This window comes from Candidatus Nitrosoglobus terrae, assembly GCF_002356115.1.
Taxonomy (GTDB): Bacteria; Pseudomonadota; Gammaproteobacteria; order Nitrosococcales; family Nitrosococcaceae; genus Nitrosoglobus; species Nitrosoglobus terrae.
Genome location: NZ_AP014836.1, coordinates 726546 through 748443, shown reverse-complemented (window position 1 = coordinate 748443; position 21898 = coordinate 726546). Strand labels below are relative to the sequence as shown.

Annotated in this window: 22 protein-coding genes; 2 read left to right on the top strand and 20 right to left on the bottom strand. The window is 40.7% G+C overall.

All coding sequences use genetic code 11. The features are described 5' to 3' along the window. Position 1 precedes the first annotated feature (1 nt). From TAO_RS03655 to rpsB, 5 genes are all read right to left on the bottom strand, one after another. Positions 2-760, bottom strand: coding sequence for an isoprenyl transferase (locus TAO_RS03655; RefSeq protein ID WP_096526668.1), 759 nt, complete (start codon positions 758-760; stop codon positions 2-4). A 36-nt stretch (positions 761-796) separates the two neighbouring features. Then, positions 797-1354, bottom strand: coding sequence for a ribosome recycling factor (frr, locus tag TAO_RS03650; RefSeq protein WP_197702512.1), 558 nt, complete (start codon positions 1352-1354; stop codon positions 797-799). Positions 1355-1366: 12 nt separating this feature from the next. Next, positions 1367-2074, bottom strand: coding sequence for a UMP kinase (pyrH, locus tag TAO_RS03645; RefSeq protein ID WP_096526666.1), 708 nt, complete (start codon positions 2072-2074; stop codon positions 1367-1369). A gap of 4 nt (positions 2075-2078) precedes the next feature. Then, on the bottom strand, positions 2079-2963 hold the full coding sequence (gene tsf / locus TAO_RS03640; RefSeq protein ID WP_096526665.1) for a translation elongation factor Ts: 885 nt from the start codon (positions 2961-2963) through the stop codon (positions 2079-2081). Positions 2964-3048: 85 nt separating this feature from the next. After that, entirely contained in the window at positions 3049-3870 is an 822-nt protein-coding gene (rpsB, locus tag TAO_RS03635) for a 30S ribosomal protein S2 (RefSeq protein ID WP_096526664.1), read from the bottom strand. A 230-nt stretch (positions 3871-4100) separates the two neighbouring features. Here rpsB and map point away from each other — a divergent pair, with 230 nt between their 5' ends. Both map and glnD read left to right on the top strand, forming a co-directional pair. Continuing rightward, positions 4101-4868 (top strand): type I methionyl aminopeptidase, encoded by a 768-nt coding sequence (gene map / locus TAO_RS03630; protein ID WP_096526663.1) that lies wholly within the window; start codon positions 4101-4103, stop codon positions 4866-4868. Between the two features lie 24 nt (positions 4869-4892). Further along, positions 4893-7589 carry a [protein-PII] uridylyltransferase gene (gene glnD / locus TAO_RS03625; protein WP_096526662.1) on the top strand — a complete coding sequence of 899 codons (2697 nt, stop codon included), beginning with the start codon at positions 4893-4895 and terminating at the stop codon, positions 7587-7589. Between the two features lie 34 nt (positions 7590-7623). On the opposite strand, the gene TAO_RS03620 is transcribed toward glnD, so the two are convergent. From TAO_RS03620 to TAO_RS03550, 15 genes are all read right to left on the bottom strand, one after another. Beyond that, positions 7624-8130, bottom strand: coding sequence for a phosphatidylglycerophosphatase A family protein (locus TAO_RS03620; RefSeq protein ID WP_096526661.1), 507 nt, complete (start codon positions 8128-8130; stop codon positions 7624-7626). Between the two features lie 5 nt (positions 8131-8135). Continuing rightward, complete coding sequence (gene thiL / locus TAO_RS03615; RefSeq protein WP_231910563.1) at positions 8136-9101, bottom strand: thiamine-phosphate kinase; 966 nt, start codon at positions 9099-9101, stop codon at positions 8136-8138. Positions 9102-9173: 72 nt separating this feature from the next. Continuing rightward, positions 9174-9605, bottom strand: coding sequence for a transcription antitermination factor NusB (gene nusB / locus TAO_RS03610; protein ID WP_096526660.1), 432 nt, complete (start codon positions 9603-9605; stop codon positions 9174-9176). Next, the gene (ribH, locus tag TAO_RS03605; protein WP_096526659.1) at positions 9602-10102 is read right to left on the bottom strand and encodes a 6,7-dimethyl-8-ribityllumazine synthase; all 501 of its coding nucleotides are present in this window, start codon (positions 10100-10102) and stop codon (positions 9602-9604) included. Before ribH ends, nusB begins: the two co-directional genes overlap by 4 nt. A 305-nt stretch (positions 10103-10407) precedes the next feature. Continuing rightward, a complete protein-coding gene (gene cysM / locus TAO_RS03600) occupies positions 10408-11298 on the bottom strand; it encodes a cysteine synthase CysM (RefSeq protein WP_096526658.1) in 891 nt (296 codons plus the stop codon). Positions 11299-11394: 96 nt separating this feature from the next. Next, entirely contained in the window at positions 11395-11823 is a 429-nt protein-coding gene (gene acpS, locus TAO_RS03595) for a holo-ACP synthase (protein ID WP_096526657.1), read from the bottom strand. After that, positions 11820-12560: a pyridoxine 5'-phosphate synthase gene (gene pdxJ, locus TAO_RS03590; protein WP_096526656.1), complete on the bottom strand. Its 741-nt coding sequence runs from the start codon at positions 12558-12560 to the stop codon at positions 11820-11822. The genes acpS and pdxJ overlap by 4 nt, the downstream gene beginning before the upstream one ends. Further along, a complete protein-coding gene (gene recO, locus TAO_RS03585; protein ID WP_096526655.1) occupies positions 12547-13296 on the bottom strand; it encodes a DNA repair protein RecO in 750 nt (249 codons plus the stop codon). The genes pdxJ and recO overlap by 14 nt, the downstream gene beginning before the upstream one ends. A 7-nt stretch (positions 13297-13303) precedes the next feature. Further along, positions 13304-14806 (bottom strand): lysine--tRNA ligase, encoded by a 1503-nt coding sequence (gene lysS / locus TAO_RS03580; RefSeq protein ID WP_096526654.1) that lies wholly within the window; start codon positions 14804-14806, stop codon positions 13304-13306. A 79-nt stretch (positions 14807-14885) separates the two neighbouring features. Next, a protein-coding gene (gene prfB, locus TAO_RS03575) for a peptide chain release factor 2 (RefSeq protein WP_096526653.1) occupies positions 14886-15984 on the bottom strand; the annotation gives its coding sequence in 2 pieces (ribosomal slippage) (positions 14886-15908 and positions 15910-15984; 1098 coding nt in all). Positions 15985-16035: 51 nt separating this feature from the next. Next, entirely contained in the window at positions 16036-16755 is a 720-nt protein-coding gene (locus TAO_RS10060; RefSeq protein ID WP_269459379.1) for a peptidoglycan DD-metalloendopeptidase family protein, read from the bottom strand. A gap of 302 nt (positions 16756-17057) precedes the next feature. Beyond that, entirely contained in the window at positions 17058-17717 is a 660-nt protein-coding gene (locus tag TAO_RS03565; protein WP_096526651.1) for a protein-L-isoaspartate(D-aspartate) O-methyltransferase, read from the bottom strand. After that, entirely contained in the window at positions 17717-18469 is a 753-nt protein-coding gene (gene surE / locus TAO_RS03560) for a 5'/3'-nucleotidase SurE (RefSeq protein WP_096526650.1), read from the bottom strand. Before surE ends, TAO_RS03565 begins: the two co-directional genes overlap by 1 nt. 323 nt (positions 18470-18792) lie before the next feature. Further along, positions 18793-19680: a UTP--glucose-1-phosphate uridylyltransferase GalU gene (gene galU, locus TAO_RS03555; protein ID WP_096526649.1), complete on the bottom strand. Its 888-nt coding sequence runs from the start codon at positions 19678-19680 to the stop codon at positions 18793-18795. A gap of 2 nt (positions 19681-19682) precedes the next feature. Further along, on the bottom strand, positions 19683-21581 hold the full coding sequence (locus TAO_RS03550) for a polysaccharide biosynthesis protein (protein ID WP_096526648.1): 1899 nt from the start codon (positions 21579-21581) through the stop codon (positions 19683-19685). Positions 21582-21898: the final 317 nt, after the last annotated feature.

The window sequence follows — 21898 nt, the reverse complement described above, 5'->3', positions numbered from 1 at the left end:
CTTAAGCACGATATAAAGACTTCATTTGCTCTGATGTCCTTCCAAAACGGCGTTCTCGTTGGGAGAAGCTATTAATTGCTAAGATAAAAGCAGCCTCATCAAAATCTGGCCACAATGTATCAGTAAAATAAAATTCAGTATAAGCTAGCTGCCACAGTAGAAAATTACTGATCCGTTGCTCACCGCCAGTGCGGATAAACAAATCAGGTTCTGGTAAATCAGCTAAAGACAGATGATCTGCAAAAACTTCAGTGGTAATAGAATCTACTGTTAGCTGGCCATTTTTTGCTTCAACAGCAATTTTCCTTGCAGCTTGGGCAATATCCCATCGCCCTCCATAATTAGCTGCTATAATCAGCGTAATCCCCTCATTCTTTGCTGTTAGTACCTCAGCTTTTGCTATTTCTATCTGCAGTGATTTAGAAAATCCGCTCCGATCACCAATAACACGGAAGCGGATATTTTGACTCTGAAATTGATTCAATCGGCTCGAAAGAGCAGCCTTAAACAAGTTCATCAAAATCTGAACCTCTTGGGCTGGGCGATGCCAATTCTCGCTGCTAAAAGCAAACAAAGTGAGCACTTCTATACCTACCTTTGCGCAGGCTTTTAAAACTACCTCTACGGATTCAACTCCAGCTCTATGCCCATAAAAACGCGGTTTTTTTCGCTGCTTTGCCCAACGACCATTACCATCCATGATAATGGCAACATGGCGAGGTATTTTTAATGGTAAGCTACTAGCCTGTCCGCTATTCATTAGATCCTATTTATATTCTAAATATAGTAGGATATATCAAATTTCCATTAAATCCTGCTCTTTTGCTGCTAAAAGGTTATCAACCTGAGCAATATAGTTATCTGTGATTCCCTGTATAGTCTCTTCAGCATGCCGTTGATCATCTTCACTAATCTCTTTTTCCTTAACCAGTTCTTTTACGATATGATTACTATCACGCCGAATATTTCGCATAGCAACCCGAGCCCCTTCCGCTTCTTGCCTGACAATACGAACCATCTCCTTACGTCGCTCTTCTGTTAAGGGCGGTAAAGGTACTCGAATAACTGTCCCAGCCGTAACTGGATTAAGCCCTAGCTCAGATGCCATGATAGCCTTTTCAATCACAGGGACAATTTGCTTTTCCCAAGGAGATACCACTAAAGTTCGAGCATCCTCTACAGAGACGCTAGCAACTTGACTCAATGGTGTGTTAACACCATAGTATAGGACGGTAATGTGATCAAGGAGGCTGGTATGTGCTCGATTAGCTCGTAACTTGGCAAAAGCTTGTTTAAGCGCATCAATACTCTTGCGCATTCGATCGGCTGTATCTTCACAGATCTCATTAATCATTATGATTACTCTCTAAGCAACTAATGTTCCTACATCCTCACCTTTAATAATACGAGTTAAGGCTCCAGCCTTATACATATCAAAGATACGCAATGGTAGAGAATGATCTCTACACATTATAATTGCAGTTGCATCCATAACTGCAAGTTTATGCTCTATAACTTGATCATAATTTAATTTAGGGAAAAACTGCGCGTTAGGATTTATCAGTGGATCAGCTGAGTAAATACCATCTACTTTAGTTGCTTTAATAAGTAATTCTGCTCCAATCTCGATTGCGCGAAGACTGGCAGCTGTATCAGTGGTAAAAAAAGGATTGCCAGTACCTGCAGCAAAAATGACTAGGCGTCCTTTTTCTAAGTGACGGATAGCACGACGACGGATATAATCCTCACAGACCTCATTAATACGAATAGCTGACATTACTCGACAGAATACATTAAATCTTTCTAAGGCATCTTGTAGTGCCAAAGCATTCATTACTGTTGCCAACATACCCATATGATCGGCAGTTACTCGATCCATGCCTGCAGCAGCTAGTCCAGCGCCACGAAAAATATTACCCCCACCAATCACTAAACCGATTTCAATGCCCATACTATTTAATTCTTGTAGTTCTTGGGCAATTTGTTGCGCCATTTCAGGATCAATACCATAGCTTACTTTCCCCATTAGCGCCTCACCACTAAATTTCAGTAAGATACGCCGGTATTTAGGCATTTGATCAGCCTCCTTGGAGCTGTAATCTTACCTCTTCAGCAAAATTACCTATTTTTTTCTCAACCCCTTCACCTACTTCAAAACGTTCAAAACGACTAACGTTAGCACCTGCAATTTTAAGTAATTCACTTACTTTAGTATCAGGATCCTTAACAAAGGATTGACCCAATAGAGTCACTTCGCTTAAAAATTTTTGTAATCGTCCTTCAACCATCTTTTCTATAATCTCAGCAGACTTACCACTATCTTTAGCTTGGGCAATTAAAATCTCTCGCTCCTTATCCAATACTTCTGTTGAAATACCCTCTGATGTGATCGCCTGCGGTTTACTAGCAGTAATATGCATTGCTAAGTCTTTGGCCAATTCATCGCTTCCGCCTTCTATTGCTACCAACACTCCTATCCTATCGCCGTGAATATAACAACCAATACGACCATTTTTCGCTTCAACACATGTAAAACGACGCACATTAATATTTTCACCAATTTTAGCAATTAGTATTTGACGTACCTCATTAATACTCTTCTTATCCGGATCTAATGGCATAGAAAGAAGTTCATCCAAAGTCGTAGGATGGGCAGCTAATATTTTTTCCGCTATAGCTATAGCAAATCGACGAAAATCATCATTCTTAGAGACAAAGTCGGTCTCAGAATTAATCTCTACCATTGCTGCTCTAGAGCCATCATCGCTCATAGCAGTAGTGATAATACCTTCGGCAGCTACTCGACCTGCCTTCCTATCTGCTTTAGCTAATCCCTGCTTGCGCATCCATTCTATAGCAGACTCAATATCGCCCCCTGTTTCTATCAAAGCTTTCTTACATTCCATCATTCCAGAGCCAGTACGCTCACGTAATTCTTTGACTTGGGCTGCTGTAACCGTCATTATTCTGTTCCTTTTGATAGCTGAGGCAAAGTTAAATGCAAGGATAGCTTTCAAAGCCAGAGCCTTGCAGTTCTAAACCACTTAGTTATTGCCGTGCAGAATTACTATTATCTACTGCCACAGATCCATCGGCTGATAGTTCAGGTAGTGGTATCTCCCTTTCGTTAGTTTCATCCATCTCTACGAACTCATCCCTATTAGCCTTGCTAGCACTATTAGCGATTGCTGTCGTACGGCCATCAATAATTGCATCAGCAACCCCACAAGCATAAAGACGAATAGCGCGAATAGCATCGTCATTGCCTGGAATAATATAATCTATTTTTTTAGGATTACTATTAGTATCTACTACTGCTACCACTGGGATACCTAATTTCTCCGCCTCATCCACTGCAATACGCTCATGCTCCACATCGATAATAAACAAAGCATCAGGAAGATGAGCCATATTCTTAATACCCCCAAGACTACGCTCAAGCTTATCTCGATCACGTCTTATCATCAATGATTCTCTTTTTTTCAGCCGATCTAGGCTACCATCCTGAAGCATAGCTTCTACATCGTGTAAACGTTTAACTGACTGTCTAACTGTTTGAAAATTAGTTAGCATACCTCCTAGCCAGCGCCGATTGACATAAGGCATACCGCACCGCTGCGCCTCCTCATGAATAGCTTCTTGAGCAGCTCGTTTAGTGCCTACAAATAAAACTGTACCTCTATTTGCAGCTAATTTTCCTAAAAAATTTGTGGCTTCAATATATAATGGAAGCGTTTCTTCTAAATTAATAATATGGATATTATTACGCTTACCAAAAATATAAGGAGCCATTCTTGGATTCCAGTAGCGGGCTTGGTGGCCAAAATGAACTCCAGCCTCTAGCATTTGACGCATAGTAACATTTGCCATGGTACATTTTACCTCATGTTAGGGTTCTTCCTCCGTACATCCCAGATACTAACCTTACTAAAGGCACCCTAGTATATGTGCCGATGTACGTGTGATTTTATTTGCTTTTAAAGCGCGGGCTTTATACCATAAAGCTCCATAGTACTACAATAGTTAAATTGTAGTACTTAATCTTTACTTACAGGGTAAAAATTTAAATTTTTCAGAATGACTATAATATATCACAGCTCATGCCGGTGACTATCAAAACCCCAGAGGAAATTGAGAAAATGAGGATTGCGGGCCGTCTTGCTGCCGACGTGCTAGATATGATCCGACCCTATGTAAAACCTGGAGTGACAACTGAAGAACTAAATACTCTTTGCCACGATTACATTACTAATGTCCAAAAAGCTATCCCCGCTCCCCTTAACTATCGGGGCTTCCCTAAATCTATTTGCACCTCTGTAAATCACGTAGTTTGCCATGGGATTCCTAGCAATAAACAGCTCAAAAAAGGTGATATTATTAATATTGATATCACAGTAATTAAAGATGGCTACCATGGGGATACTAGCAAAATGTTCTTTGTTGGAGAACCTAGTATTATTGCTAAACGAGTATCACAGATCAGCTATGAATGTATGTGCATTGGGATCAAAATGGTAAAACCCGGTGTTCATCTAGGGGATATTGGCTATGCCATTCAAACTCATGCTGAGGCTAATCATTTCTCTATTGTTAGAGAGTTCTGTGGGCATGGCATTGGTCGTGTTTTTCACGAAGACCCGCAAATACTCCATTATGGCACTCCAAATACCGGTCTTAGGCTAGAGACAGGTATGATTTTCACTATTGAGCCTATGGTAAATGTGGGCAAGCGTCATATAAAAATCTTGCCAGATCAGTGGACCGCCGTAACCAAAGATCATAGCCTTTCAGCCCAATGGGAACATACAGTACTAGTTACTGAAAACAGTTTCGAGGTACTTACAATTAGACCCGGAGACAACCTTTAAATCATCTCTCTACTTTATTTAAATGTGTCTCACCTTATTTTTCAAAAACTATTTGCCCCTATTACTCTCTCTAATCAAATTAATACAAATAAAAACCCACTACCCCTATTTCGATCCTTTCTGCAGGAAGGGATAAAATCACTAAAACAGTCCTTTCTTACGGGAACGCCAGCCGCTGATCTGTTATCACTCCACGCTTGGTTAGTAGATCAAATTCTTATCCAAGCCTACCCCCTTTATATGAAATCTGCTGATCACACTACACTAATTGCCGTTGGCGGATATGGAAGAGGTACGCTGCATCCTTACTCCGATATCGATATTCTTCTATTATTAGAAAAAGAGCCTGACCCTATCTTACAAGATAGTATCAGTCGCTTTATTACTTTCTTATGGGATATTGGTCTAGATATAGGGCATAGTGTACGTACAGTGGAGCAGTGCCAAGAGGCTGCCCGCGCTGATCTCTCATTTATTACTAGCCTTATGGAAGCTCGCCTGATCTTTGGGCCAAAGCATTTATTCAAAACTTTACAGAAAGCTATTTCTCCAAAAATCACTTGGGATAGCCGCCAATTTTTTCTCGCTAAGCGGACTGAACAGACGGTACGCCATCATAAATATCACGATACTGCCTATAATCTAGAGCCTAACATCAAGGAAGGCCCTAGCGGGCTACGGGATCTACAAACTATTCAGTGGGTACTAAAACGCCATTTTAATACTGGATCTATCGATAGTCTCAACCTCTTACAGCGTGGGTTTTTAACATCATCAGAGCAAAAGGAACTATTAGAAAACCAAGCTTTTCTTTGGCAGATCCGTTATAGCCTCCATACCTTAGCTAATCGTAGTGAAGATCGGCTTTTGTTTGATTATCAAATAGCCATTGCTAAGCAACTAGGCTACCACGATCAAGGATCGCATTTAGCGGTCGAGCAGCTCATGAAGGATTATTATCGAACTGCTAGGAGTATAGAGAGTCTTAATGAAATATTATTACAATTATTTGAAGAAGAATTTTTTCTCATTAATGAAAAAACCAACATTCGCTCTATTAACAAGCGCTTTCAGATTCGTAATGGATTTATCGAGGCCACTGATTCTAAAGTATTTAACCGTGTTCCTTCCGCCTTATTAGAAATTTTCCTTTTACTCCAAAAATATCCTCAATACATTAAAGGTATACGAGCTTCAACTGCTCGGCTTATTCGGGAGAATTACTCGATTATTGATGATCGCTTTCGTGCCAAACTTGCTAATCGTAAATTATTTATCAAGATCATCCGCCAGCCTTATGGAGTTGCACGCACGCTCCAGCGTATGAACAAATACAGTATACTTGGGGTCTATCTACCCGTCTTTGGCAAAATTGTTGGCCAAATGCAATACGATATGTTCCATGTTTATACTGTTGATGAGCATACTTTATTCCTAATCCGTAATCTACGACGATTCACTCTTCCGAAATATGCCCATGAATTCCCTCTATGCTCAGAAGTATTTCGGTATATCCCTAAGCCTGAACTACTCTATCTTGCAGGTCTCTTCCATGATATTGCCAAAGGACGCGGCGGCGATCATAGTGAGCTTGGCGCTAAGGATGCTTTGGAGTTTTGTCTCTTCCATGGGTTTAGTCTCCACGACTCTCGCTTAGTTGCTTGGTTAGTTACCCATCACTTGATCATGTCCATGACAGCTCAACGGCGTGATATTAATGATCCAGAAATAATTAAAGAATTTGCTATAAAAGTTGGAGATGAAACCCATTTAAACCATCTCTACTTACTCACTGTTGCAGATATTCGCGCTACTAACCCTAGTCTTTGGAATAGCTGGAAAGATGCTTTACTAAGCAAGCTCTATATCGCAACTCAACAAACATTACGACGAGGTTTAGATCATTCGATTGATAAATTTGATCATATCCATGATGTTCAACACAAGGCTCAAGAAATATTGCTAGGAAAAGGTTGGACTAAGCAAGCGCTTAACTCTCTATGGAGCGAAATTGATATCGATTATTTTCTACGGCATACACCTGATGAAATATGCTGGCATGCAGAGGCACTTGCTCAAGGAAGCTATCATAACGAAATGCCTAGATCTTTAGTACGTATCCATAATCTAGAACCTAGTACGGTAGAAGTATTTATCTATGCTAAAGCTCATAGGCTTATTTTTACTGTAACTACCAGCACTATGACTCAGCTTGATTTAGATGTTTTGGATGCTCGAATCCTAACTACTCGCCATGGCTTTATTCTAGAAAGCTTCATCGTTCGTGAAGTAGCAGCTGTCAATGCCGGGGCCGATCTGGAGTTGCGTTTGCGAGAAATACAAGAAACATTAACTCAACATTTAATTGATCCTGATCATACTCAACCTTACCGTCCTAGGTTTATTTCACGGAAACTGAAGCTATTTCAATTCCCTACTAAAATTAGTTTTAGTGAGGATCATCGTAATCACTGTACTATCATGGAATTAATCACCAATAACTGGCCAGGTCTCCTTTCACAGATTAGCCAAGCGCTAGTCAACTGCCAAATACAACTCACTAACGCTAAAATTACCACGCTAGGTACTCAAGTTGTCGATGTTTTTTTTATTCGCAATGATGAAAATCAACCTCTAACCCAAGAACAACAAAAACAGTTAGCGGAAATGATTTATGCTTATTTAAAACATGCCGCTGCAAACATTAGCTCTAAAAAATAGAAAAAGGGGCAACTCCTCCAATAGGCCATAATTTTTAACACAGTCTCTCTATCATCCATTGAAAACAAACAAGCATAGAGGCAGCAAAAATACCTGCTACAACATCATCAAGCATAATCCCTAACCCCCCTGATAAGCGACGATCCAGTATATAAATAGGCCAAGGTTTCCAAATATCAAATAGGCGAAAAAAAATAAACCCGCCTAGCAACCATACCCAACCTCCACCACTAGGGGCTACTATCATAGTCACTAAAAAACCTACAAACTCATCCCAAACAATACATGGAGGATCTTTAATTTCTAGATCTCTCGCCGTCACTTGGCAAATCCAAATACCCGCTAAAAATAAGATAAATACTAATAAGATGTACCATAACAAAGGCCAGTCTTGAATCCATAAATAAATAGGTAATGCAGGCAACGTACCAAAAGTACCTGGAGCTCTAGGGGCAAGGCCAAAACCAAAACCAAAAGCCAAGAAATAGATAGGGTTAGTTAATATACGACGTAAGTTGCTCTTTACAGTAAACTCAGCCATAAAAATTAAAAGTGACGATAACCTTCATATTGAGGAGTAAATATTGTCCCATCTTTCAGGCAACAACGTAAATCTGATCCTTCTGTAATTACCCCAATGAATGTCAGGGAACAACCAAAATTTGACAATAATACTTGCATCTGCTGGTAAGCTTGAAGGGGAGCCGTAATGCATAACTCATAGTCATCACCTGCAGTCAGTGCTAATGTCAAAGCTTCTATTCTCTCAAGAGAGGATTGCAGCGGCTGCGAAAGAGGTAGAGATTCCATTTCAATTACTGCCCCAACACCACTACGATTCAGGATATGTCTCAGATCCGCAGCAAGACCATCAGAGATATCAATGGCAGCATGGGCTAAAGAGCGTATAGCCTGAGCTTCAGGCACACGGGGCCGTGGCCAATCTAGACGATTCTCGGCATAAAACAAATTTTCTGGCATTAGTTCCCTGCCCTTCAAACGTGCCTGAAGCGCGAGTCCAGCGTCGCCTAAAGTACCCGTTACATAAATCCCATCGCCTACGCAAGCCTTATCACGCCTCAAAGCCTTTCCTTTAGGTACAAATCCATGTAATTGCATAGTGACCGCTAGTGAACCTCGGGTAGTATCCCCTCCTATTAGCTGCACGCCATGATTTACTGCAAGCTCACTTAACCCTTGGGTAAATTGTGCTAACCAAATCCGATCAACTCTAGGAAGAGTTAGTGCTAAAGTCGCCCAAGCTGGAGTAGCACCCATGGCCGCTAAATCACTTAGCCCCACTGCTAGGGCTTTATGCCCTAAAGCAGCAGGATTAATTGCCGCAGTAAAGTGTATTCCTTCAATTAGGGTATCTATAGAAATAGCAAGCTCATAACCTAGTGGGACAGTAGCTAAAGCGCAATCATCACCTATAGCAAGGCTTACATCATCTCGTTTATGAGTACAATTGGTAAAAAACTCATTAATTAAAGAAAACTCATCTATAGTCACGGATGATCACGAAAAATATCAGCTAATCTAATAACCGTTGAATTAATATCTACTGAAAAAAGGCAATTATCATCACTGGGATCTAGCTTGAAACTCTGCAGCCCGAACCTTACGAGCTACCTTATCAAGAATACCGTTAATATAACGATGACCATGTTCGGCACCAAAACACTTAGCAAGTTCAATCGCCTCATTTAATACTACTCGGTAGGGAATATCAGCACAAAAAAGAAACTCAAAAGCCCCTATCCTTAAAATAGCATATTCAACTAGATTCACTTCATTAATGGGTCGATCTAAGAATGGCTCAATGCAACTATCTAACTCGCGCTGATGCTGAATCACTCCGCTGAGCAATTTTTGAAAATAAGCTTTGTCAACATTAATTAAATTTTGATCTATGATAAATTCAGTATCAATACTGCTAATATCCTGCCCAGTTAATTGCCATTGATAAAGGCCTTGCAAAGCTGCTGCGCGAGCCTTAGAACGACTATTACTCATGCTTCCAGACCCTCTAGCTTATGAATTTGCCGCAATACATCGACCATTTCAATCACAGAAAGTGCCGCATCTACTCCTTTATTTCCAGATTTAGTGCCTGCTCGCTCTATAGCCTGTTCAATAGTATCGACAGTTAGCACTCCAAAACCAACAGGTAAATTATGCTGTAATGAAACAATCCCAAGACCTTTGCTACACTCACCAGCAACATACTCAAAATGTGGTGTGACCCCTCGAATAACTACGCCTAAAGCTACTAAACCGTCAAATCCACCTCGTCGAGCCATAGCTTGCACCGCCAATGGCAATTCATATGCCCCTGGAACTCGAACGATTTCAATATTCTTAGCCGCTACTCCATGCCGAAGTAAAGTATCTATGGCACCATCTAATAAGCTAACGACAATAAATTCATTAAATTGAGCTGCAACAACGCCTATCCGCAAATTTTGCGTAGAATAATAGCTACCAGTAATCGTTTTAATTTTATCTTTCATGCCTTCCTTTACTTTTAGGTAGTAATTGGGGTAGCGTATTTCTGATCTTTATCAGTACAAACTCTATGGTGAGTAAAAAATACTTACATTCTTCTTTCAATAATTAAAATAAGAATAGCAGAACTACCCGAAACAAAGGACAAAAACATTCACAACTATCTTTGCCGCTAAGCGCCAATAAGCTGATAAAAATATGAAAATACCTTATGGAAAAGGCACTAAGACGATATGTAAATATAATTTTAACAGCTTTTAGGTGGCTATTCTTACTCAATAGCTCATAAAATCCAATCTTAGGCAAATTTTTAGCTAAGAAAAGCTGAAGTTGAAAGATAACGATCGCCGCGATCACAGATGATAGTTACAATCGTGCTATCCTTTATCTCTTGAGCTAGGCGTAATGATGCTGCAACTGCTCCTCCAGAGGAAATCCCCGCAAATATCCCCTCTTGCGCCGCAAGTTGCTGGGTAATCTCTTCTGCTTCTTGCTGAGAAATATCAATAATTCTATCTACCCTAGTTGGATCGTAAATTTTAGGTAAATAGGCTTCTGGCCAGCGACGAATTCCGGGAATGCTAGCGCCCTCCATAGGCTGAACACCAATAATTTTAATATTTGGGTTTTGAGCCTTAAGATAACGAGAAACTCCCATAATTGTGCCAGTAGTTCCCATTGCACTCACAAAATGGGTTACAGTACCCCCTGTATCATGCCAAATCTCAGGGGCTGTTCCTTCATAATGAGCCTGAGGGTTATCTGGATTAGAAAATTGATCCAGTACCCGACCCTTTCCTTGTACCTGCATCTCTAAGGCTAAGTCACGCGCTCCTTCCATTCCCTCATCTTGAGATACTAAAATAATTTTGGCACCAAAGGACTTCATGACTGCTCTCCGCTCTACACTCATACTCTCTGGCATAATTAATACCATTTGGTAGTTTTTAATAGCAGCAGCCATAGCAAGCGCAATCCCGGTATTGCCGCTAGTGGCCTCTATTAATGTATCTCCAGATTTAATTTCCCCTCTCCGCTCTGCGCGATGAATCATACTTATCGCAGACCGATCCTTAACTGAACCAGCAGGGTTATTACCCTCTAGTTTTACTAATATAGTATTATTCGTCCCACAGGATAGACGTTGGAGTTTGACTAACGGGGTATGGCCAACGAAATTTTCAATCGAAGGATAATTCATACTAGCCGTAAGCGCTCCTTAAAATCTGATGACCCACTTCAGCATTGCTAATGCAAAAGAGCGCGCCAAAATACCTCATCGCTATCAGTACTATCATTATATTTGCTCTACTGGATTTAAGTTTAGCGATTTGGTTTTTTTGCTATCTCCTATAAGCAAAGTAACAAAGGCTACCGCATAATCTTTTTCATCAGCAAGGCTAAGTAATGCTCGATCAATACCTAAAAATTGAATTAACTCGTCAGCCTGCCCCAGCCATTTTAAAAATGGCTGCCCCATCTTAGTATGGCTAACACCAATATGGCGAAGCTGTAAGCCACTTCTAAAACCTGTGCCAAGGGCTTTAGCAGCGGCTTCCTTAGCAGCAAAACGCTTAGCAAGAAAATGGGCAGGTCGCTTATCCAGTAAAAACTCTTTAAATTCATCACTAGTGAGAATACGCTGAGGGAAACGCTCACCATAGCGCTCAAGCAACATCATCATCCTAGAAATCTGTACAATATCAGTACCAATTCCAAAAATCACCTCCGAGCCTCTCTCATTAGGCGCTTCATTTCTCTAACAGCTGGCTGTATCCCTATAAATAAAGCACGAGCAACAATAGCATGACCAATATTAAGCTCAACAACATCAGGGATTGCGGCAATGGTACTCACATTATAGTAGTTTAATCCATGCCCAGCATTAATTTGTAGCCCAGCCTCCCGCCCCGCCGCTATCGCTTTGGTAATTCGCTGAAGTTCCTGCTGGTAACTTACTTTATTAGTAGCATTAGCAAAATGACCGGTATGAATCTCAATGACAGGCGCTAAAGCCCGAGTTGCCGCTTCAACTTGATAAGGGTCAGGATCAATAAATAAGGAAACTTTAATTCCAGCTTCTCGGAGACGAGTGCAAGCCTCAAAGATACGATCAAATTGATTCACTACATCTAATCCCCCTTCAGTGGTAAGCTCTTCCCGTCGTTCTGGTACTAAGCAACAATCTTCGGGGCGATACTTCTCAGCAATCACTAACATGTCCTCAGTAACTGCCATTTCTAGATTCATCTTACTAAGTAAAATATCTTTTAATAAGGCTACATCTCGCTCTTGAATATGACGACGATCTTCTCGAAGATGTAAGGTAATACCATCAGCTCCAGCTTGTTCAGCCTCAATTGCTGCCTGTACTGGATCAGGGTATCGAGTCCCCCGAGCTTGACGTAACGTAGCTACATGATCAATGTTAATCCCTAACAAAATAGTGTTATTTGTGATCATGGGCGGCTCTTTTTTTATCATTATTAGAAAACTGACGAAGTTCTTTTAGTAAATACTGGCTTTTTAGCGGCTTACTACCTAAGTAAAAGGACAGTAACCATCGCAGTAAATACTTAGATTCACGTAGGCTAACAGGATCTGTTAATTGACCTTGAGCTAAATTTAACAGCGTACGCCCTTGGATCCTCATCCCCTCTAAATCTTCTGTATGAAAGCGCTGCGGGCCTTTTTCCGCCTTATAGTTATACCATTGTTCCGCCTCTATAGGTTGATAGGTATCCGCTTCATATTGCAGCAGAGGCCCGTATCCTAAATGAGCGAGTAGATCCCGCTCAAATAAACGTAAAGCCTGCTGGCGCTGCTGCAGATTAGTTAGTGATAGTAATGAGCGTGTATAGACTAAAAATAGTGCTTCAAATGGATCATAACGGGATAATAAGCGCAGCAGTAGCTCATTTAGATAAAAAGCACATACCAGCCCTTCTCCCACTAGGGTAAGATCTCCATCGGTAATCTCAGCGCTGACTAAAGTAACTAAATCTCCCCGCCCAACCCAAGAGAGCAGTAAAGAGCGAAATGGCTGCAATAAACCGGCAATCTTAGAACGCTGCTGTCTTACGCCCTTAGCGACTAGACCTACTCGACCATAGTTTTGAGTAAAAACCTCTACTAAGGCGCTTGTTTCTCGATAAGGGCGTAAGCTCAGGATATATGCAGGCTGGAGATTAACCTTCATCTTGGATCTAGGATTCCACTGGCCTCTCTTGCGGCCGCATATGGGGAAACAATAATACATCCCGGATCGACGAAGCGTCAGTAAATAACATTACCACTCGATCGATACCTATCCCTTCTCCTGCCGTAGGAGGCATACCATACTCAAGTGCACAAATATAGTCCATATCAAAAGGCATTGCTTCCAGATCCCCAGCCTCTTTATCCTGTAGCTGTAATCGAAAACGTTCAGCTTGATCTTCAGCATCATTGAGCTCAGAAAAACCATTTGCAATCTCTCGTCCCCCCACAAAAAACTCAAATCGATCAGTAATAAACGGATCAGCACTATTACGTCGAGCTAAAGGGGAAACTTCAGTTGGGTAAGCAGTAATAAAGGTAGGGTTTTTAAGCTTAGGCTCTATTGTTTTTTCAAAAATTTCAAGCTGAATCTTACCTAGGCCATAATTTTTCTGAAGCGGAATTTTTAAATAATCAGCAACTTTACGCGCTGTAGAAAGCGTTTCTAAATCCTCTGGCCTTATATTGGAGTGATAATGAAGAATAGACTCTTTGAGAGTCATACAAGCAAAGGGACTGCCAAAATCATATTCTTCACCTTGGTAAGTGATTGTAGTTGTTCCTAATATTGTCTGTGCCAGCTCCCTCATCATGGATTCAGTAACATTCATCAAATCCTCATAAGTAGCATACGCTTGGTAAAATTCCAGCATAGTGAATTCAGGATTATGGCGAGTAGAAAGCCCTTCATTACGGAAATTACGGTTAATTTCAAAGACCTTTTCAAAGCCACCAACCACAAGACGCTTAAGATAGAGCTCTGGGGCAATGCGCAGGAATAACTCCATATCTAACGCATTGTGATAGGTAATAAAAGGCCGAGCTAATGCACCTCCGGGGATAGCCTGCATCATGGGCGTTTCCACTTCTAAAAACCCCCGATCTACCAGATAATGGCGAATATGATTAATAATACGACTACGCCGACGAAAGGTCTCTCGAGTTGCTTCGTTCATGATAAGATCTAGATAACGCTGGCGATAGCGGGTTTCTTGATCTGCTAAACCATGAAATTTTTCAGGTAACGGGCGCAAAGATTTCGTAATCAGCTGCAAATGATCGACTCGAACCGAAAGCTCACCACTCTGGGTTTTCATCAACAAACCTTCAGCTCCTACAATATCTCCAATATCCCAGCGCTTAAATTCCTGATAATCCCCTATAATTAAACTATCACTACGAATATAAAGCTGCATCTGACCTGACATATCTTGAATATGGACAAAGCTCGCCTTACCCATGATCCGTCGGGTCATCATCCGACCTGCCACCTTAACCCGCAAAGGTTTAGATTCTAACTCATCAGCACTTTTATGACTGTACTCCGCATGCAACTTATTGGCTATTGCGTTACGTTGAAAATCATTGGGAAAGGGATTTCCCTGCTGACGAAGATCAGCCAACTTTGCTCGTCTCTGAGCAATTAGATCACTTTCTTCCTGTTCAGCCATTTTGCGTTATCTTTAATTTCATTATCCCAGCCCCACTATTAATTATGTGCGCTTTAATAAAATGAGTTACTCAATAAACCTAAAGTCCATTCTTAAGGCTTGCTTCAATAAATAAATCCAAATCTCCGTCTAATACTGCTTGAGTATTACCCACTTCAACATTAGTACGCAAATCCTTAATCCGAGATTGATCTAAGACATAGCTACGAATCTGACTACCCCAACCAATATCCGCTTTGGCCTCCTCTGCCGCCTGCTTTTGTGCTTGCCGTGCACGCATTTCTAATTCATATAATTTAGCCCGAAGTTGTGCCATGGCATGAGCTTTGTTTTGATGCTGTGATCGCTCACTTTGGCATTGAGCAACGGTATTAGTAGGCAGGTGAGTAATTCTGACTGCCGAATCAGTTCGATTAACATGCTGCCCCCCCGCGCCACTAGCTCGGTAGGTATCAATACGTAAATCTGCGGAATTTATCTCAATATCTATCCTCTCATCTATCTCAGGATAAACAAATACCGAGGCAAAAGAAGTATGGCGCCGATTCCCTGAATCAAATGGCGATTTGCGCACTAAACGATGAATCCCTGTTTCAGTTCTTAGCCAACCAAAAGCCCATTCCCCTTCAAAATGAATAGTTGCACTTTTAATTCCAGCCACTTCTCCTTCAGAGACTTCGCTAAGCTCAGTTTTAAAACCATGTTTCTCGCCCCAGCGCAGATACATTCTTAATAGCATATTTGCCCAATCTTGAGCCTCTGTACCCCCAGATCCTGACTGAATATCCAAGTAAGCAGAGCTGGAATCCATTTCACCTGAAAACATACGGCGAAACTCTAGCTTTGTTAAGTGTTGTTCTATCGCATCTAATTCAGTCGTTACCTCCCAAGCAATACTCTGATCATCTTCAGCCACTGCAAGTTCAAATAATTCCTTTGCTTGGGTAATTTCCTCTCTTAGTTCTGTCAATGAATCTACTATAGCTTTTAACTGTGCCCGCTCTTGACCCAGTTTTTGCGCCCGCTCTGGCTGACTCCAGATAGAGGACTCCATTAGCTCCCGTTCAACTTCCAGTAATTGCTCTTGCTTTCCTGCAAAGTCAAAGATACCCCCGTAAAGCCTTTAATCGCTCCATAAGGCTATTAATTCGCTGTATTACCGTATTTTTTTCTATCATTAATCCCTCTCTATAATTCATTTAATATATGAGAAAAAGCTATTAATCCATTTATAGCTTAGGAAGGTAATTTAAAGGATCTACTGGCTGGCCATTATAACGAATTTCAAAATGAAGCTTGACCTGATCAGTCCCACTACGCCCCATTTCAGCAATCTTTTGCCCCCCTTTCACTAGGCTACCTTCCTCAGTTACTAATAATCGATTATGAGCATAGGCGCTAAGAAAACTATTATTATGCTTAATAATAATCAACTTACCATAACGTGGTAGCCCCATCCCACTATAAACCACCTCACCATCAGCAGCCGCAACTACGGGTTGTCCTAACTGCCCAACAATATCTATTCCTTTCCGATCAAGAGTAGTATTAGAGAAACTCTGAATAATTTTTCCTTCAGTAGGCCAGCGCCAAGATATAAGATGTTTCTTAGACGAAGTAGGTTGAATTTTATTTAGTGGAGGCCGAGTTGCTAATTTAGGCTGGATCTCTACGTTATTATTATCAATTCTTTGCTTTAGTTTAGGAGCACCTTGGTGTTTAAGAGGATCCTCTGAGAGAGAGGTTAAGCGTAATTTCTGTCCTACATAGATAGTGTAAGGAGAATCTATTTCATTCCAGCTAGCCAAGTTCTTATAGTCCAAACCATATGCCCAACCAATAGTATATAAAGTATCTCCCGGCTTAACAGTGTAATAAGACACATGAGGTCCTGACCCAAAAATACCGCAGCCCGTAAAAAAAATAACAATAACTAATAAAAAACGCACTAAAACCAAATGATTTAAAATATAAAATACGGCTTACATATTATCTATTAATTTAAAACTAAAAAAAAAGAGGTAAACCATACTAAAGGGGTAGAAGTTACGCTGATCATATACAAGGTTTACTTTCCTGTACTATTAAAACCACAAGCGAACTTCCAGATAGGAGTTTTTAATGATCTAATTACCGATATAGCTAAAATATCCCACTTCTAATTATAAACATCTCTCTGTAAGCAAAAATTACCACGCATTGATCCCTATAATCGTGTTATAAAATAAGTATAAGATCCCACTAAGTTTTTTCAAATTTTGTCTCCTACTAGAGGTACAAAACTAACCCTCTCTAAGGTTTTCATCTCAAAGCCATCTACAGTTTTAGTGACAGTTATTAAAGATTGTACTTTGGTAGTGCCTACCGGAATAACCATTCTTCCCCCTACAGCTAACTGCTTAAGCAATTGTTGAGGTATCTCTGTAGGGGCAGCCGTCACTAATATACCCTGATAGGGACCGCAAGCGGGCCAGCCCTCAAAACCATCTGCATATTTAGCGCGAATATTAGTAATGCCAAGCTGACTAAAGCGCATCTGAGCCTGAATAAGCAGAGGTTTGATTCTCTCTATCGTGTAAACTAACCCTGCTAAACGGGCTAAAACTGTGGTCTGATACCCAGAGCCCGTACCAACCTCCAAGACTTTCTGAAGTGGCCCTCCCACTAGTAGCGATTCAGTCATACGGGCTACTATATAAGGTTGAGAGAGAGTCTGCCCAAAACCAATAGGTAAAGCGGTATTTTCATAAGCACGACTTGAAAGCGCTTCGTCAACAAAAATATCCCGAGGTGTCCTTCCCATTACCTTAAGTACCTCGGAATTTATAATACCCTCCTCATACAATTGCTGAATAAGCCAATCTCGACTACGTTGAGAGGCGACCCTAGTACCAGAGGATCTTTTTTTCATCAAATAGGAATTCTGCGTAACCATCCAGCTATTTTATCCAGAGCCTCATAACGAGTTAGATCCACTTGAATAGGAGTAATGGAAACCACTCCCCGGGCTATAGCATAAAAATCAGTGCCCGGGCCTGCGTCTTGGCTCTTACCTGCTGGGCCCACCCAATAAATAGGGCGCCCTCTAGGATCAATATCTTTAATTATAGCCTCTGATCGATGCCGATAACCTAGGCGAGTAGCTTCAAAACCGGTAATTTTTGCGCGAGGCAAGTCAGGTACATTAATATTAAGAATTGTATTAGCTGGCAATGGATCTTCTATAAGCCTCATTACAAATCGACGAGCTACCCAAGCTGCAGTGTCAAAGTGATCAGGTTTAGCAGACGCTAAAGACACAGCAATAGCTGGTAAACCTAAAAACCGCCCTTCCATAGCAGCAGCTACTGTGCCTGAATAAATAACATCGTCACCTAAGTTTGCGCCTGCGTTAATTCCTGAAACCACCATATTAGGTTCTTCTTTTAGCAAACCTGTAATCCCTAAATGTACACAATCAGTTGGGGTACTCTCTACACAATAAAATCCATTCTCTCCGAAACTTACGCGCAAAGGTCTATCTAAAGTTAAAGAGTGGCTAGCGCCACTGCGATCTCGATCGGGTGCTATTACGGTAACTTCAGCAATCTCGGTTAAGCAATCTGCAAGCACACGAATACCACGTGCTAAATAGCCATCATCATTACTTACAAGAATTCTCATTCTGAATCTTCTATTTTTATTCTGCTACTCTCATAGAATTTTACTATTACCTAAACTGATAGGTAAAACATCTTCTTTCTAGAAAGGAAGTAAATTTTTTATACTCAATCTACAAAATTAAAAATAAATTGGCTATTTTTATTAACTATAATTACGTCTAAGGTAGGTAATTCTTTAATTAATTAAAGAATTACCTAGATAGATATAAGATTTTTTTCTTAAAGCATAAAGATACACTGTAATTATCAAAAAATACTAAACAATATCCAAATAAAATCAGTTTTCCTATCACCTCTCAAATTTCAAAAATAAAATTATAAGTTTTAAACGTCTTGATGATAATCCAGTAGGGTATACAGATAATCTCTAAAAGGTTGGCCTAACTCAGAGTGCTTAAGCCCATACTCTACTGTAGCTTGAAGATAACCTAATTTACTGCCGCAATCATAGCGCTTGCCACTAAAACGGTAAGCAAACATATATTCCTGCTTCAATAAAGCTGCTAGTGCATCTGTCAGCTGAATCTCACCACCAACACCGCTAGTAGTAGTTCGTAATAAATCAAAGATACGAGGCGTTAAAATATAGCGACCCACTACTGCCAATGAAGAAGGGGCAGCCGCTGGTGTAGGCTTCTCAACAATTCCTTCTACCTTATACTCTCGACCTTCAGTTAAGCCAGGCTGGATAATGCCATATTGTTCCGCGTTTCCAAGATCTATCTCTTCAACACCCACTAAACTACAGCGATGCTTACTAAATTGCTTGACCATCTGCAAAAGACAGCCTTCATCACTTGTATGGATTAAATCATCGGCGAGAATCACAGCAAAAGGCTGATCATCTACAACAGGGGCAGCGCAGAGCACTGCATGACCTAATCCTAAGGTTTCTTCTTGGCGAATATAAACACAAGTAATATCCTTAGGAATAATATTCCGCACTAATGTTAATAATTTATTATTACCCCGCTTTTCCAGCTCAGCTTCCAATTCATAGGCTTTATCGAAATGATCAGGAATTGGCCATTTATTACGCCCAGTTACAAAGATCATTACTTTAATACCTGCCTCAACGGCTTCCTCAACAGCATATTGAAGCAAAGGCTTATCCACAATGGGAAGCATCTCTTTTGGGCTTGCTTTAGTTGCAGGAAGGAAACGAGTGCCTAGTCCAGCTACAGGAAATACAGCCTTAGTAATTGATTTCACCCTTATTTTCCTCTGACCGCTATCGCCTCAGTACTTATTTGCTGAAACTCAGTCTCTGCATCAATCTTTGGTACTAATCGATACAATACTTGTTTCACCTGCTCTTCATCTCCTAAATTACAAGCTGCTTCTAACTCTCGCAGCCCTTGTTCTAAGTTTTCCCAGTTAATAGCGCCATGGCGTGCTAATAGAATCTTTGGTGACTTAGTAGCTAAAGGGGCCTCATGCTTATAAAACAATTCTTCATGAAGCTTCTCCCCTGGCCGAGATCCTGTATAAACAATTTCTACCCCTGCGCCTAGTACTTGACCAGAGAGGCGAATCATTTGCTCAGCAAGCTCAGTAATCTTAATTGATTCACCCATATCAAGGACAAATATTTCTCCTCCTTCACCTATCATTGCTGCTTGAGTAATCAGATGGCAAGCCTCAGAGATAGTCATAAAGTAGCGACTCATTTCCGGATGAGTGACTGTAACTGGCCCGCCTGCCGCAATCTGTGCCTGAAATAAGGGCACCACACTTCCTGCTGACCCAAGTACATTACCGAAACGCACTACAATGAACCGTGTCTGGCTACCTCGGCTAAGATTCTGACAGAGAAGCTCTGCTATTCGCTTACTTGCACCCATGATACTCATTGGATTAACCGCCTTATCAGTGGAAATTAGGACAAAAACTCCACATCCGGCCTGCTCTACTGCCTCAGCCAAACAACGAGTTCCAAATACATTATTTCGCACAGCCTGTCGTGCCTGTCTTTCAAGGAGAGGCACATGTTTATAAGCTGCTGCATGAAATACTACCTCTGGAAGGTGGCGTATTAAAATTTCCTTGATCTCAGCTCTATCACATATATCACACAAATATATATGAAGATTAATTTTAGAGAATTTTTGACGTAACTCCTGCTCAATGGAATAGAGTCGATATTCATTATTATCCATTATGATGAGATCGGCAGGCTCAAAACGAGCCAACTGCCGACAAAGCTCAGATCCAATAGATCCTCCCCCTCCACTGACCAGTAGAGATTTATTTGCAAAACCTTGGTAAATATGAGCCTCATCTAAAAGCACTTCATCCCGCCCTAGCAAATCATCAATTGCCACCTCGCGCAGCTCTCTAATACTAGCTTGTCCTGAAACTAAATCCTGCAACCGGGGTAAAGTACGGTAAGGAATTTTTACTTGCTCACAGAATGAAACAACTCGACACATCTGCCCACTATTGGCTGAAGGCATCGCAATAACAACAATATCCACGGACATTTCATCTACTTTAGTAGGTAGCTGTTCTAATACTCCTACTACTGGAATTCCTCGTACTTGCCGTCCTATTAATTCACGTCGATCATCTAAAAAAGCAACTGGTAAATAATTACCTTCACCTAGCATATCACGCGCCAGTAAATCACCAGCACGACCAGCCCCTAGAATAAGAACCCGCTCTCGATAAGGATTTGCAGTTAAAGTAAATCGACGATCCTTCCATATCCGATAAGCAAGCCGAGGAATTGCAAGTAAAAGCAATGAAAAAATAGGATAAAGTAGTAGTGTACTTCGGGGCACGCTATCTAGACGGTTAATCAAAAAAAGTACTAATGCGACAAAAAGAGCCCCATAACCAATCGCACGGATAATATTCAATAAATCAGGAATACTTGCAAAACGCCATAGCCCTCGGTAAAGCCCAGTCCAAATTAAAATAATACTTTGGACTATGACAATAACAGGTAAAGTATTGAGACATGACTCCCAATCTACCGAATAGGGTGATAGGTTATAGCGAGTAAGATAACTAAATACCCAAGCTAAGCAAACAGCAATAATATCATGAATAATAACTACTGCCCGCAGCCTCTGTGACTTCAAAAAAGAGCTTACTTTACTATTCAGCATTGCCTAATAACTTCCCGCCTTCCTAGGAGAAGTAGAATTATGCTACAGAGCTCATTCACTTCATACCCTGAAAGCTCCGTGACAAAGCATAACCACGCCAGCTCCTTTTTTCCCTATAGAGTTTAAGGCTTAAAAAATAATAAACCCCACTTCCCAATCATAAAGAAGTAATACCAATAGCTGATGATCTCTATTAATATAATAACACTACAAACTTCATTACTCTTATAGCTTATCTATAAGATAAATAATATGCAGATCAACTAACAATAAAATATTTATGATAGATTTATACAGTTCTAAGCAAATTCTAATCT